The organism is Pseudomonas sp. NFACC16-2, from assembly GCF_900119205.1.
GTDB classification, from domain to species: Bacteria; Pseudomonadota; Gammaproteobacteria; order Pseudomonadales; family Pseudomonadaceae; genus Aquipseudomonas; species Aquipseudomonas fluorescens_Q.
In genome coordinates, this window is the sequence record NZ_FPIX01000001.1 from 166,705 (window position 1) to 181,185 (window position 14,481).

At 62.2% G+C, this 14,481-nt stretch carries 8 protein-coding genes and 2 pseudogenes; 6 read left to right on the forward strand and 4 right to left on the reverse strand.

Annotated elements, in window-relative coordinates; translation table 11 throughout:
* Positions 1-446 precede the first annotated feature (446 nt).
* The 4 genes and pseudogenes from BT116_RS31620 to BT116_RS00620 all read left to right on the forward strand — a co-directional run.
* Positions 447-1,640, forward strand: a pseudogene (locus BT116_RS31620) (HAMP domain-containing protein); the annotation flags it as partial.
* Between the two features lie 261 nt (positions 1,641-1,901).
* Positions 1,902-2,498, forward strand: a pseudogene (locus BT116_RS31625) (methyl-accepting chemotaxis protein); the annotation flags it as partial.
* Positions 2,499-2,615: 117 nt separating this feature from the next.
* Complete coding sequence (locus BT116_RS00615) at positions 2,616-3,785, forward strand: efflux RND transporter periplasmic adaptor subunit (protein WP_072339127.1); 1,170 nt, start codon at positions 2,616-2,618, stop codon at positions 3,783-3,785.
* Positions 3,786-3,788: 3 nt separating this feature from the next.
* A complete protein-coding gene (locus BT116_RS00620; RefSeq protein WP_072339129.1) occupies positions 3,789-6,884 on the forward strand; it encodes an efflux RND transporter permease subunit in 3,096 nt (1,031 codons plus the stop codon).
* A 110-nt stretch (positions 6,885-6,994) separates the two neighbouring features.
* Here BT116_RS00620 and BT116_RS00625 read toward each other — a convergent pair whose 3' ends face one another.
* The 4 genes from BT116_RS00625 to BT116_RS00640 form a co-directional block, all read right to left on the reverse strand.
* Positions 6,995-7,843 (reverse strand): ureidoglycolate lyase, encoded by an 849-nt coding sequence (locus tag BT116_RS00625; protein WP_072339131.1) that lies wholly within the window; start codon positions 7,841-7,843, stop codon positions 6,995-6,997.
* Between the two features lie 31 nt (positions 7,844-7,874).
* Positions 7,875-8,615 (reverse strand): SDR family oxidoreductase, encoded by a 741-nt coding sequence (locus tag BT116_RS00630; RefSeq protein WP_072339133.1) that lies wholly within the window; start codon positions 8,613-8,615, stop codon positions 7,875-7,877.
* Positions 8,612-9,994, reverse strand: a complete 1,383-nt coding sequence (locus BT116_RS00635) for an MFS transporter (RefSeq protein WP_072339135.1) — start codon at positions 9,992-9,994, stop codon at positions 8,612-8,614. Before BT116_RS00635 ends, BT116_RS00630 begins: the two co-directional genes overlap by 4 nt.
* Positions 9,995-10,348: 354 nt before the next feature.
* On the reverse strand, positions 10,349-11,287 hold the full coding sequence (locus tag BT116_RS00640; protein WP_063321685.1) for a LysR family transcriptional regulator: 939 nt from the start codon (positions 11,285-11,287) through the stop codon (positions 10,349-10,351).
* 113 nt (positions 11,288-11,400) lie between these two features.
* Between BT116_RS00640 and BT116_RS00645 the strand changes: the two genes are divergently transcribed.
* On the forward strand, positions 11,401-12,582 hold the full coding sequence (locus BT116_RS00645) for a fumarylacetoacetate hydrolase family protein (protein WP_072339137.1): 1,182 nt from the start codon (positions 11,401-11,403) through the stop codon (positions 12,580-12,582).
* 49 nt (positions 12,583-12,631) lie between these two features.
* Positions 12,632-14,416: an IlvD/Edd family dehydratase gene (locus BT116_RS00650; RefSeq protein ID WP_072339139.1), complete on the forward strand. Its 1,785-nt coding sequence runs from the start codon at positions 12,632-12,634 to the stop codon at positions 14,414-14,416.
* The last annotated feature ends 65 nt before the right edge of the window (positions 14,417-14,481 follow it).

Below are 14,481 nucleotides of genomic sequence, written 5' to 3' on the forward strand. Positions count from 1 at the left end.
TTGCTGGATCGGGGACAGCCAGCTTCGCCGACTTCCAAAAGCTTATTGTTCTGCTTGCACGCTGGATTCGATGCTAGGCCCTTGCCAAAACCCTTCGCTATCCCAAAACGGCAGCATCCAAAGCACTGCCCCAAAACAGGTCAGTCCTGTGGCGAGGGGATTTATCCCCGCTGGGCTGCGCAGCAGTCCTAAAAGCTAAACAACTCGGTGTGTCAGATAGATTGAGTTGGCTTGTATGGGGGGGCTGCTACGTAGCCCAACGGGGATAAATCCCCTCGCCACAGGGACGTCGTCGCCCAAAGTGACTCGCATTAGCCCCATGCCTGGTAAAGGCTGCCGATTCGGGATAACCGACAGGCGCTTGCTGCCGCAAGATAGCCTCGCCCGTCCTTCAAACCGTGCTGGGCACAGAACAATAAAAATCCCTAAGCGCAGGAAACTTCAGCATGTTTTTCGCTCGTCTCTCTATCCAATGGCGGATCACGCTCTTGAGTGGCCTGTGCCTGCTCGCCGTCGTCGGGGCACTGACCGGCGCTTCCCTGTATCAGAACCAGCAAGGTGCAACGCTGCTCAAGCAGCAAAGCAGTCAACTGCTGGGGCGCTCGGCCCTGGAAGGTTTGCAGGCTCAGGGCCTGGCCCACGGTCAACGGGTGGAACGCTTTTTCAGCGAAACGGCGATCTATGGGGAAGGTTTTGCCCAGCAGGTCCTGCAACTGCGCGCCCAAGCGTGGAGCGGGCGACTGACGCCAGGGCAACTGCGCCGGGACCTGATCGCCGCAACCCGCCAAGCCCTTCAGAACCGCGAAAAAGTCCTCGGTTTCTACGTGGTGCTGCTTCCCGACGCGCTGGTCGGTGAAGATAGCGGTTTCACTGGCCAACGCGATCTGGCCGGTAATGAAAAAGGTCGCTTTGCCCTATATTGGTCGCAAAGCCAACCCGGCCATTTGGTGCAGGAGGTGCTCAGCGAAGCCCAGATCAGCGCCAACACCGCACCACCGGGTAGCGAGCCGGCCAACGCCTGGTACGTCTGCCCGCAGACCCAGGGGCGCACCTGCGTGACAGAGCCCTACGCGATCGAGGTCGAAGGCCAGAAGACCTTGATGAGCAGCATCTCCATACCGTTGCTGGACCAGGGCAACGTCATCGGCGTGGTGGGCATGGACATCAGCCTCGATACCCTCCAGCAACTCGCCGCCAGCCTTGCCAACGACCTGTACCCCGGCCACAGCGAGATCAACATTCTTTCCCCATCAGGGCAAGTCGCCGGCCATAGCGGCACGGTTGACGGCATCTCCATCGACGTCCAGCAAGCCGTGCAAACCGTTCCCGCCAATACGCCCTGGCAATTGCAGATACGCGTGCCTGAGTCGCTTGTGCAAGCGCCGGCCCTGCAAATGCAGGCCCAGTTGGACGACAAGCGTCGCCAGTCCAATTGGTTCAACCTCAGCCTGGGCTTGCTCGCCAGTTGCCTGGGCCTATTGCTTATCTGGCTGACGGCCTACGGCGTCACACGCCCCTTGCTCAGGGTGGCGCACATGCTCGACGCCATTGTCGAGGGCGACGGCGATCTCACCCAACGCCTGCCCAACGACCGCTACGATGAATTGGGCCACCTGGCGAAGGGCTTCAACCGCTTTCTCGACAAATTGCAGCCCATTATCCGCGATATCCAGCAAGCGTCCCTGGACACCCGCGACACCGCCGATACGTCGGCGCAGGTGGCCCGGGAAGTCAGCGCAGGCATGCACACGCAGTACCGGGAAGTCGAGCTGGCCGCGACCGCCCTGCATGAAATGAGCACCAACGCCCAGGAAGTGGCCCGTCACTCCCACCAGGCGGCCGATGCCGCCAGCGTCGCCGAAAACGCTAGCCGATCGGGGCGTGAATTGTTCGCCAATGCGGTCACCAGTATCGACAGCCTCGACCGGCGCCTGGAGACCACGCTCGAGCAGGTGCAGGCGCTGGCCGGCAACAGTCAACACATCGGCCAGGTGCTGGACGTGATCTGCGCCATTGCCCAGCAGACCAACCTGCTGGCCTTGAATGCCGCCATCGAAGCGGCCAGGGCGGGGGAACAGGGACGCGGCTTCGCGGTGGTGGCTGACGAAGTCCGCCATTTGGCCAGTAACACCCAGAACTCGGCCGAGCAGATACGCACGGTGATCGAAGCGTTGCAACAGTTGAGCCAGGAAGTCGTGCACAGCACCCAACTGAGCCGCGAACAAGCCAGGGACAGCGTCGCCCAAGTCGAAAAGACCCAGGCGGCGTTGCAACACATCACCGACGCCGTGGAAGTGATCGAACACATGAACCAACAGATCGCCAGCGCCGCCCTGGAGCAAAGCGCTGTGGTCGAGGACATCAGCCATCGCGTCAGCGACATTCGCGCAATCAGCGAAACCTTGACCAGCCGGATGGAAGAAGCGTCGCAGGCGAGCCACTCGTTGCATGCCATGGCCAACCATCAACAGCAGTTGGTGGGGCATTTTCGGATCTAGTGGCCCCTGAAACAGACCACTGGGGTGCTTACACAATTTCACAGAGCGCCTACAAAGCTTCACCCCTGCCGTTGGCCTCGATCCCTACCATGGGCGGCTCAATAGTGGGGAAGCACCATGTCCAAGATTCCTTTCATCACATTGGGCCTGCTGGTCGGCGCGCTGCTGCTCAGTGGCTGTGATAGCGCCTCGCCCCCAGAAGCATCCTCCCCGCTGGCAAGCGTGCGTATCGAAACCGTTCAGGCCCGGCCACTGTCGATCAGCAACGAGCTGAGTGGCCGGATCGCCGCGCCGCGGGTAGCCGAAGTGCGGGCGCGGGTGGCCGGGGTAGTCTTGCAACAGGTATTTCGTGAAGGCCGCGACGTCAAACAGGGCGAACTGCTGTTTCGCATCGATCCGGCACCATTCAAGGCCGACCTGGACAGTGCCGAGGCGGCGTTGCGCAAGGCCGAGGCCAATGCGTTCCAGGCCCGTTTGCAGGCACAACGTTACGCCCAGTTGATCGATGACAAGGCGATCAGTGGCCAGGATTACGACAACGCCCGGGCCAGCGTGCGCCAGACCGCCGCCGACGTCGCTGCCAGCAAGGCCGCGGTGGAACGGGCGAAACTGAATCTGGGGTACGCCACGGTGACCGCGCCGATTTCCGGACGTATCGGTCGCGCCCTGGTGACGGAAGGTGCCTTGGTCGGGCAGAACGAAAGCACGCCGTTGGCGCTGATCCAACAACTGGACCCGATCCACGCCGACCTCACGCAATCGACCCGCGAACTCAACGACCTGCGCCGCGCCTTTCGCGCAGGGCTTTTGCAAGCGGTCGGCCAGGACCAGGCCAAGGCCACGTTGATTCAGGACGATGGCAGCCCCTATCCGCTGCCCGGCAAATTGCTGTTCACCGACCTCAGCGTCGACCCGAGCACCGGCCAGATCACCCTGCGCAGCGAATTCCCCAACCCCGACCTGGACCTGCTGCCCGGCAGCTTCATTCGCGTGCGCCTGGAACAGGCGGTCAACAGCCAGGGCATCACTGTGCCGCAACGGGCCATCCTGCGAGACAGCGCCGGAGTTGCCCAGGTGCTGCTGCTGGACGCCGAACAGAAGGTCAGCCAGCAGCCTGTGCAACTGGGCGCCGCGCAAAACGATCGCTGGGTCGTCACGCAAGGTTTGAAACCCGGCGACCGCATCGTCATCGAAGGCCTGCAACATGCCCGTCCCGGTGAGCAGGTCCAGGTCGATGACACCCCACTTCCCCTCGCCCAGGTTCCCGGGCCACAGGCAGGACACTAAGCCATGCCGCAGTTCTTCATCGACCGTCCGGTGTTCGCCTGGGTGGTCGCGCTATTCATCCTGTTGGCCGGTATCCTGGCCATCCCGCAACTGCCGGTGGCGCAATACCCGGTCGTGGCCCCGCCCCAAATCGAGATCTACACCGTCTACCCGGGTGCCTCGGCGCAAACCGTGGACGAAAGCGTGGTCAGCCTGATCGAGGAAGAACTCAACGGCGCCGACAACCTGCTGTATTTCGAGTCCCAGAGCAGCCTGGGTAGCGCCACCATCACCGCGACCTTCCAACCCGGCACCAACCCGGAACTGGCCCAGGTCGATGTGCAGAACCGCCTCAAGGCCGTGGAGTCGCGCCTGCCGCAAGCGGTGACCCAGCAAGGCTTGCAAGTGGACAAAGTCTCCGCTGGCTTCCTGCTGCTGATCACCCTCACCTCCAGCGACGGCAAGCTCGACGACGTGGCTCTCAGCGACTACCTGGCGCGCAACGTGATGAACGAGATCAAGCGCCTGGACGGTGTCGGCAAGGCCCAGTTGTACGGGGCCGAACGGGCCATGCGGATCTGGATCGACCCGCAGAAACTGGTGGGCTTCAACCTGACTCCGGCCGACGTCAACGCAGCCATCGTGGCGCAGAACGCCCAGGTATCGGCCGGTAGCCTGGGCGATTTGCCGAGCCGCCACACCCAGGAAATCACCGCGACCATCGTCGTCAAGGGCCAGCTCAATACACCACAAGAGTTCGCCGACATTGTGCTCAAGGCCAACCCCGATGGCTCGACGGTGCGCATCGCCGACGTGGCACGGGTAGAAATCGGCAGCCAGGAATACCAGTTTTCCACGCGCCTGAACGGCAAGCCGTCCACTGCCGTGGCCGTGCAACTGTCTCCGGGTGCCAACGCCTTGAACACCGCGACCCTGGTGCGCAACAAGATGGACGAGCTGTCGCGCTACTTCCCGGCCGGCGTGGAATACAAGATTCCCTACGACACGTCGCCGTTCGTCAAGGTCTCGATCACCAAGGTGATCTACACCCTCGGCGAGGCGATGTTGCTGGTGTTCGCGGTGATGTTCCTGTTCCTGCAGAACATCCGCTACACCCTGATCCCGACATTGGTGGTGCCGGTGGCGCTGATGGGCACCTTCGCGACGATGCTCGCGCTGGGGTTCTCGATCAACGTGCTGACCATGTTCGGCATGGTGCTGGCCATCGGTATCCTGGTGGACGATGCCATCGTGGTGGTGGAGAACGTCGAGCGGATCATGGCCCGGGAAGGCTTGTCACCCAAAGAGGCCACACGCAAGGCCATGGGGCAAATCACCGGGGCGATTATCGGCATCACCCTGGTGCTGGTGGCGGTGTTCATTCCGATGGCGTTCATGCAGGGCTCGGTGGGGGTGATCTACCAGCAGTTCTCGTTGTCGATGGCGACATCGATCCTGTTCTCGGCTTTTCTCGCCCTGACCTTGACCCCGGCGCTTTGTGCAACCTTGCTCAAACCGGTCGCCCAAGGTGATCACCACGCCAAGACTGGATTCTTCGGCATGTTCAACCGTGGTTTCGACCGATTCGGCGAGCGCTATCAAGGTTGGGTGGCCTATGCGGTAAAACGCAGCGGCCGTTATCTGCTGATCTACGGCGTGTTGCTGGTGGGCATGGGCGTGCTGTTCAGCCGCCTGCCCTCCTCGTTCCTGCCGGTGGAAGACCAGGGCTACACCATCACCGACATCCAGCTGCCACCGGGTGCCAGCAAGAATCGTACGGTGCAAGTGGTCGAGCAGATCGAAGCCCACAACGCCGGCGAACCGGGGGTCGGCGACAGCACGATCATTCTGGGCTTCAGCTTTTCCGGCAGCGGCCAGAATGCGGCCCTGGCCTTCACCACCCTCAAGGACTGGTCGCAACGCGGCGCCGAGGATTCGGCGGCGTCCATCGCCGACCGCGCCAACCTGGCGCTGAGCCAGATCAAGGACGCCATGGCGTTCTCGGTGCTACCGCCGCCGGTGGACGGCCTGGGCACTTCCAGCGGTTTCGAGTTCCGTTTGCAGGACCGTGGTGGCCTCGGCCATGCCACCTTGATGCAGGCCCGCAGCGAATTGCTCGCCGCCGCCGACAAAAGCCCGATGCTGATGAATGTGCGTGAAAGCGCCCTGGCGGAGGCGCCGCAGGTGCAATTGGAAGTCGACCGCAAGCAGGCCAATGCCCTGGGCATTTCCTTTGCCGACGTCGGCAGTGTGTTGTCCACGGCAGTGGGTTCGACCTACATCAACGACTTCCCCAACCAGGGGCGCATGCAACGGGTGGTGGTCCAGGCCGAAGGCGACCAGCGCAGCCAGGTCGAAGATTTGCTGAAGATTCATGTGCGCAACAACAGCGGGAAAATGGTCCCGTTGTCAGCCTTCGTCCAGGCCCGCTGGACCCAGGGGCCGGCGCAATTGACCCGCTATAACGGTTATCCGGCGGTGAGCATTTCCGGTGAACCGGCACCGGGCTACAGCACCGGGCAAGCCATGACTGAAATCGAACGGCTGGTGGCCCTGGGGCCGACGGGCCTGGGCCAAGAATGGACGGGGTTGTCCTTGCAGGAACGCCTGTCCGGCAGCCAGGCACCGATCCTGTTGGGCCTGTCGCTGCTGGTAGTGTTCCTGTGCCTGGCGGCGCTGTACGAGAGCTGGTCGATCCCGACCTCGGTGTTGCTGGTGGTGCCGCTGGGTGTGCTCGGCGCGGTATTGGCTGTGTCGTTGCGCGGCATGCCTAACGATGTGTTCTTCAAGATCGGGCTGATCACCATCATCGGCCTGTCGGCGAAAAACGCGATCCTGATCATCGAGTTCGCCAAGAGCCTATACGACGAAGGTCACGACCTGATCGACGCCACGCTACAGGCCGCACGCCTGCGCCTGCGGCCGATCATCATGACCTCGCTGGCCTTCATCCTTGGGGTGGTCCCGCTGGCGATTGCCACGGGCGCCAGCTCGGCGAGCCAGCAGGCCATCGGCACCGGGGTCATCGGCGGAATGATCACCGCCACGCTGGCGGTGGTGTTTGTGCCGGTGTTTTTTGTGGTGGTGATGAAGCGGGTCAGGCGTGTTGAACCCAAGTGAGGCCAGACCGGGCCACCGCTATCGCGAGCAAGCTTGCTCCCACATTGGGTCTACAGCGGACACCATATCCGCGTGCATCCGGAATCGTTCTGTGGGAGCAAGCCCAGCCCTCAGTCCGCCTGCACCGTGACCTGGCGCTGTTCGCCCAGGCCTTGGATTCCCAGGCGCATGGTCTGGCCCGGCCGCAGGAACACCGGTTTGGGCTTGATGCCCAAGCCGACGCCGGGCGGCGTGCCGGTGGAGATCACATCCCCTGGCTGCAGGCTCATGCACCGGCTCAGGTAGGCAATCAGTTGCGGCACGCTGAAGATCAGCGTACGGGTATTGCCGTTCTGATAGCGGTGTCCGTCGACCTCCAGCCATAGGTCCAGCGTATGCGGGTCGGCGATTTCGTCTCGCGTCACCAGCCACGGCCCAAGGGGGCCGAAGGTGTCAAAGCCTTTGCCCTTGTCCCAGGTGCCGCCGCGCTCCAGTTGCCACTCGCGCTCGGACACATCGTTGATGACGCAGTAGCCGGCGACATGCTCCATGGCATTGGCTTCGTCGATGTAGCGTCCGCCTTTACCGATGACCACGCCCAGCTCGACTTCCCAGTCGGTCTTGAGTGAGCCGCGCGGGATCTGGATGTCGTCGTTCGGCCCGCAGATGGCACTGGTCCATTTATTGAAGATGATCGGCTCTTTCGGCACCTCCATGTTCGACTCGGCCGCATGGTCGGCGTAGTTCAGGCCGATGCAGATGAATTTGCCGACCTGCCCGACACAGGCACCGATGCGCGGCTGGCCGGCCACGAGCGGCAGGCTGCGGGGGTCGAGGGTGGCGAGCGCTGTCAGGCTGTCGGGGCCGAGGGCCTGCCCGGTGATGTCCGGCACATGGGCCGAGAGGTCGCGGATCTGATTGTCGGCATCCAACAGCCCGGGTTTTTCCGAACCTTTTTCGCCGTAGCGCAATAGTTTCATGTCGTGCTCCTGCTCAAGTGAAGACCGGGGTTCAGATGCTCATGCCACCGTCGATGATGTGGATGGCACCCGTGGTGTAGGCGGACGCATCACTGCCCAAGTACAACGCCAACCGGGCGATCTCTTCAGTGTGGCCGATGCGGCCCATGGGCTGGCGGTCGAGAAATTGCCGGTAGACCTGCGCCTCATCCACGCCCTGCTGCGCGGCCTGGTCAGCGATGCGCTGACGCAACGAGGGTGAGTCCACGGTGCCAGGGCAGATCGCGTTGCAGCGGATGCCCTGGCTGACGAAGTCGATGGCGACGGCCTTGGTCAGGCCCACGACTGCGGCCTTGCTGGTGGCATAGGCGAAGCGATTGGGCACGCCCTTGACGCTGGAGGCCACCGACGACATGTTGATGATCGAACCGCCGCCACGGGCCAGCATGCCCGGCAGGAATGCATGGATCATCCGGTACATGGCCGTGACATTGAGGTCCATCGAACGTGCCCAGGCCGCTTCATCGCATTGCAGTATGTTGCCGCTGTGCACGTAGCCTGCGCAGTTGAACAACACGTCGAGCCCACCGATACGTTCGCAGGCGGCGCTGATTGCAGCGGGCGACGTGACGTCCAGGGGCATGGCGGTGATCCCTTCGATCCCCGCCAGTGCCTGGATATCGATGTCAGTGGCGAACACCTCGGCACCGGCCCGGGCGAAGGTAATGGCGCTGGCCAAGCCAATGCCCTGCCCCGCTGCCGTGACCAGTACGCGTTTGTTTTGTAGGTTCATGCGGTCTCCAGTTGCGCTGCCGTGGTGGCGTGCCTGGGTGTCCTGCCGAGCATCGAGGCGGGAATGGCCAGGATCAGTCCCCCACTGACCAAAAGACACAAGGCCAGTACATAGGTGCCGTTGTTGATGTTGCCCGTGAGGGTTTCCGCCACGGCGGTGATCATCGAACCGGTGAAGCCCGACAGGTTGCCGATGGCGTTGATCATGCCAATGCCGGCTGCGGCGGCGACCCCCGATAGCACGGTGCCCGGCAGGGTCCAGAAAATCGGCATCAGGCTGAGGATCCCGGAAGCGGAAACACTGAGAAAGAGCACGGACAACACCAGGTTGTCGGCGAAGAACGCACTGAGGATCAGGCCGGCTCCGCCAATGAACGCCGGGATTGCCGCGTGCAGGCGCCGCTCACCGGTGCGGTTGGAGTGCCGGGCGTTGAGCAGCATCGCCACCACCGCCACCGAGTAAGGAATGGCGGTCAGCAAACCGATGTGCAAGCTGTTGGTGATACCGGTGCTCTTGATGATCGACGGCATCCAGAACGCCAGGCCATAGAAGCCGGTGTTGAAGGTCAGCAGGATCAACACCAGCAACCACACCCGAGGGTTGAAGAACACTTCACTCAAGCGCGTGGCCTTGCCCTGGTTGTCGGTTTGCAGGTTGGCCTTGAGCAGGGCTTTTTCCGCGACAGACAGCCATTTGGCTTTGTCGATGTTGTCGGCCAGGCAGACGATCACCACGAACGCCATGATGATCGAAGGAATGCCTTCGATCAGCAACATCCATTGCCAGCCAGACAGGCCATGCACCCCTTGCATGCTGTTCATCAGCCAGCCGGAGAGTATACCGCCCAGGGTCAGGCTGACCGGCAATGCCAGCAGGAACCCGGACATCACCCGGCTCTGCCGGTGGGTCGGGAACCAGTAGTTGAGGTACAGGATCACGCCGGGGAAAAAGCCCGCTTCACAGATGCCCAACAAGAAGCGCAACACATAGAACATGCTGCTCGATTCGATGTGGAACAAACCTGCCAGCGGCACGGTGTAGGCCACGGCCATGGAAATCACCGCCCAGGACAGCATGATCCGGGCAATCCAGAACCGCGCGCCAAAGCGATGCAGCAACAGGTTGCTGGGGACTTCGAAGAGGAAATAGCCCCAGAAAAACATACTGGCGCCCAAGGCATACACGGTGTTGCTGAACTGCAGCTCATTAAGCATGTCGAGCTTGGCGAACCCGATGTTCACTCGATCGAGGTACGCCGCCATGTAGCACAACAGCAACACGGGCAGGATCCGCCAGATCACCTTGCGGTAGGTCCGGTCTTCGAAATCCAATTCGCAGGCGGGCGCCTGCGCGGGCAACTGCTCGGAGATGGTTTGCATGAGGTAACCCCTGATTGTTTTTATTGGGTCACGTCGAATGAACGAATCATCCGGCGATTGAACGAGGACTCTACTGTCGGGGATCGATTCTTTCCCAATGGCATTTTTGGATTAGTCGATAACCACCCGTTATCAAGGTTCTAGAAATCCGGGCGAGGATTTAAGTCAAGGCGCATGACTTGTGGCGAGGGGATTTATCCCCGCTGGGCTGCGCAGCAGCCCCAAAAAGCTCAACCTAAAATCAACCTGACAGAAAGCGGGGCCGAGGTTAGGACTGCTGCGCAGTCCAACGGGGATAAATCCCCTCGCCACAGGTTAACCATGTCCCCGGACCAAACAGTTTCGATTGCGTCTTCAAATCATCTGGCGGGCGTTGTCCTTGAGAATCTCGGCAAACTCCAGCGCCGCGCCTACCAACGGCTCATCCTTGCGCGTGAGAATGCCGTAGTCCTGCGGCACCAGGTGCAGCGGGGTGTCGAGGGTCTTGAGCTGGCCGCTTTCGAGCAGCGGATCGACCATCGCATGGGGCAGCATGCCGATCATGGGCCCGCGTTGCAGCACCTGGAGAAAGGTCTGCATGGAAATGGTGTCGATGGTGTTGCGCGGCATTCCCACCCCGGCCTCGGCGAACGCCAGCTCCATGCGTGCGCGAATCGGCGTGCCGACCGGGTAGAGAATCCACGGCAAGTCCACCAACTGCTGCAAGGAGACCGGGCCCGCGCCGGCCAACGGATGGCGATAGTTGACCACGATGCAGAACGGCTCCGGGGCCAACGGCTGGAAGTCATAGCGCTGCTGCTGGCTTTGATCGGTAAAACGGGCCACCGCCAGGTCGAGCGTCTTCTCTTCAAGCATCTCCATCAGGTGGTTACTGGTCTGCTCCACCACTTCAATCGACAGCAACGGCCAGCGCTGCTTGATCTGCAAGATCGCCTCGGGCAAAGCCACCGCAGTGGCAGCAAAGATCCCGCCGACCTTGAGAAAGCCGTGGCCACCCTCGCGCAAGCTGCTGATTTGCTCGACGAACGAGCGCGCATCATTCAAGGCAATCTGCGCATACCGCAGTACGTGTTCACCCAAAGCCGTAGGCGGCATGCTCCGTGGCAGCCGTTCGAACAGGGCAAAGCCGAGCAGGCTTTCGATTTCCTTGAGCATCTTGCTGATGGCCGGCTGGCTGAGGTTCATCTGCTGCGCCGCCAGGTGCATGTTGCGGGTGCGCCCCAACGTGTCGATCAGCAGCAAGTGGCGGAATTTGAGCCAGCCACAGAAGCTGGAGAAGGACAGATCTGACATGGCTATTCCTCAGGCCGGCGATAACCCGACGTTATCAAATACTGAATATATCTCATTGGAGTTTATCGAGCGGCCACCCTAGCGTGAAGGCTTTACGAACAGGAAGACTTGCCATGTCGCTACTGCTTACTCCCGAGAATACCCTGCCGGTCGATGGTGTGGCCGGAACCCTGATTGGTCGTGCCTGGGTGCCGGGCCGAATCGCCGGGCCTTCGCCCATTGCGTTGCGCAACGACGGTGTATTCGACCTCTCGGATCGTTTTGCGACATTGAGTGATCTGCTGGAAACAGAATCGCCGCTGGCCGCCGTGCGACAGACGCCCGGCACCTTCATCGCCAGTGTCGAAGCCCTGCTGGCCAACACCGGCCCAGATGCCGACCCGAGCAAACCGTCGCTGTTGCCGCCCCTGGACTTGCAAGTGATCAAAGCCGCCGGCGTGACCTTCGCCGCCAGCATGATCGAGCGTGTGATCGAGGAACAGGCCGGCGGCGATGCAGCGAAGGCCGAAGCTGTACGCGCCACCGTCCACAGCGTGATCGGCGATAACCTGCGCACGATCGTGCCGGGCTCCGAGCAAGCCATGCGCCTCAAAGCCTTGCTTATCGAACAGGGCATGTGGTCGCAGTACCTGGAGGTCGGCATCGGCCCGGATGCGGAGATCTTCACCAAGGCACCGGTCCTGGCCGCCGTGGGCAGCGGCAGCCGCATCGGTATTCACCCCGGCTCGCAATGGAACAACCCGGAGCCCGAAGTGGTGCTGGCCGTGAACAGCCGGGGCCAGATCCTCGGCGCCAGCCTGGGCAACGACGTCAACCTGCGGGATTTCGAAGGCCGCAGCGCACTGTTGCTGAGCAAGGCCAAGGACAACAACGCCTCCTGCGCCATCGGGCCGTTCATTCGCCTGTTTGACGAACACTTCAGCCTGGATGATGTAAGGGAGTGCGTGGTCGATCTTCAGGTACACGGCGAGGATGGCTACCGCCTGCACGGCTCCAGCTCCATGAACCAGATCAGCCGCGACCCACAGGACCTGGCAGGCCAGACACTCAACGCCAATCACCAATACCCAGATGGTTTTGTGCTGTTTCTCGGTACCCTGTTCGCCCCCACCGAAGACCGTGATCATGCCGGCAGCGGTTTCACCCACAAACGCGGTGATGTGGTCAGCATCAGCAGCCCGTTGCTCGGAAGCCTGCATAACCAGGTGGCCCACAGCTGCGATGCCGCCCCCTGGACTTTTGGTGTCAGCGCCTTGCTGCGTAATCTTGCCGCCCGAGGACTGCTGGACCGCTAAAACGCCAGGACCGTGACCGATTCATCCAATTACAAGAGAGAAATGAATCATGAGTGACACGCCAAAACACCGCCTGCGCAGCGAGCAATGGTTCAATGACCCCGATCACGCGGACATGACCGCCCTGTATGTCGAACGCTATATGAACTACGGGATGACCCGCGAAGAACTGCAGTCGGGACGCCCGATCATCGGCATCGCCCAGACCGGCAGCGACCTGACGCCCTGCAACCGTCATCACTTGGAACTGGCCCAACGGGTCAAGGCCGGTATCCGTGATGCCGGCGGCATTCCCATGGAATTCCCGGTGCACCCGATCGCCGAACAGTCGCGTCGCCCCACCGCCGCGCTGGACCGCAACCTGGCGTACCTGGGGCTGGTGGAGATTCTTCACGGTTACCCATTGGACGGCGTGGTGCTCACCACCGGCTGCGACAAGACCACCCCGGCCTGCCTGATGGCCGCGGCGACCACCGACCTGCCGGCCATTGTCCTGTCCGGCGGGCCGATGCTCGACGGCCACCACAAGGGCGAACTGATCGGCTCCGGCACCGTACTCTGGCATGCACGCAACCTGATGGCCGCCGGCGAGATCGACTACGAAGGCTTTATGGAAATGACCACTGCGGCATCGCCGTCGGTGGGTCACTGCAATACCATGGGCACCGCCTTGTCGATGAACGCCCTGGCCGAAGCCCTGGGCATGTCGCTGCCCGGTTGCGCGAGCATTCCGGCGCCCTATCGCGAGCGCGGGCAAATGGCTTATGCCACCGGCAAGCGCATCTGCGACCTGGTGCTGCAAGACATACGCCCCTCACAGATCATGACCCGCCAGGCCTTCGAGAACGCCATCGCCGTCGCCTCGGCACTCGGCGCTTCGAGCAACTGCCCACCGCACTTGATCGCCATCGCCCGGCACATGGGCGTCGAGCTGAGCCTGGAGGACTGGCAACGGATTGGCGAGGACGTGCCGTTGCTGGTCAATTGCATGCCGGCGGGCAAGTACCTGGGCGAGGGTTTCCATCGGGCCGGAGGCGTGCCCTCGGTCATGCATGAACTGCAAAAAGCCGGGCGCCTGCATGAAGACTGCGCCACGGTCAGCGGCAAGACCATCGGTGAAATCGTCAGCAACAGCCTGACCAGCAACACCGATGTGATCCATCCCTTCAACACCCCGCTCAAGCACCGGGCCGGCTTCATCGTGCTCAGCGGCAACTTCTTCGACAGCGCGATCATGAAGATGTCGGTGGTGGGCGAGGCGTTTCGCAAGACCTACCTGTCCGAGCCCGGCGCCGAGAATAGCTTTGAAGCCCGGGCCATCGTATTCGAAGGACCGGAGGACTATCACGCGCGGATCGACGACCCGGCGCTGGACATCGACGAGCGCTGCATCCTGGTGATCCGTGGCGTTGGCACCGTAGGCTACCCCGGCAGCGCCGAAGTGGTGAACATGGCCCCGCCGGCGGCGCTGATCAAGCAAGGCATCGACTCCCTGCCCTGCCTCGGCGATGGGCGTCAGAGCGGCACTTCGGCGAGCCCGTCGATCCTCAACATGTCCCCGGAAGCGGCCGTGGGCGGCGGCCTGGCGTTGCTGAAAACCAACGACCGGCTGAAAGTGGACCTGAACACACGTACCGTGAACCTGCTGATCGACGACGCCGAGATGGCCCAGCGCCGCCGCGAATGGACGCCGAATATCCCACCCTCGCAAACACCTTGGCAGGAACTGTACCGGCAACTGGTGGGACAGCTTTCCACAGGAGGCTGCCTGGAGCCGGCGACGTTGCATCTGCGCGTGATTGCCCGCAGTGGTGAACCGCGTCACTCGCACTGAGCCGAGGGGCCGATTGTTCGCGCACGTTGAATGCTGATGACAATCCAGAGGGATTTATTCCATGG

Bases quoted from the DNA above. Each gene is read 5' to 3' on its own strand.
- BT116_RS00615 (WP_072339127.1), top strand. From the start codon at position 2,616: ATGTCCAAGATTCCTTTCATCACATTGGGCCTGCTGGTCGGCGCGCTG.
- BT116_RS00620 (WP_072339129.1), top strand. From the start codon at position 3,789: ATGCCGCAGTTCTTCATCGACCGTCCGGTGTTCGCCTGGGTGGTCGCG.
- BT116_RS00625 (WP_072339131.1), bottom strand. From the start codon at position 7,843: ATGAAACTATTGCGCTACGGCGAAAAAGGTTCGGAAAAACCCGGGCTG.
- BT116_RS00630 (WP_072339133.1), bottom strand. From the start codon at position 8,615: ATGAACCTACAAAACAAACGCGTACTGGTCACGGCAGCGGGGCAGGGC.
- BT116_RS00635 (WP_072339135.1), bottom strand. From the start codon at position 9,994: ATGCAAACCATCTCCGAGCAGTTGCCCGCGCAGGCGCCCGCCTGCGAA.
- BT116_RS00640 (WP_063321685.1), bottom strand. From the start codon at position 11,287: ATGTCAGATCTGTCCTTCTCCAGCTTCTGTGGCTGGCTCAAATTCCGC.
- BT116_RS00645 (WP_072339137.1), top strand. From the start codon at position 11,401: ATGTCGCTACTGCTTACTCCCGAGAATACCCTGCCGGTCGATGGTGTG.
- BT116_RS00650 (WP_072339139.1), top strand. From the start codon at position 12,632: ATGAGTGACACGCCAAAACACCGCCTGCGCAGCGAGCAATGGTTCAAT.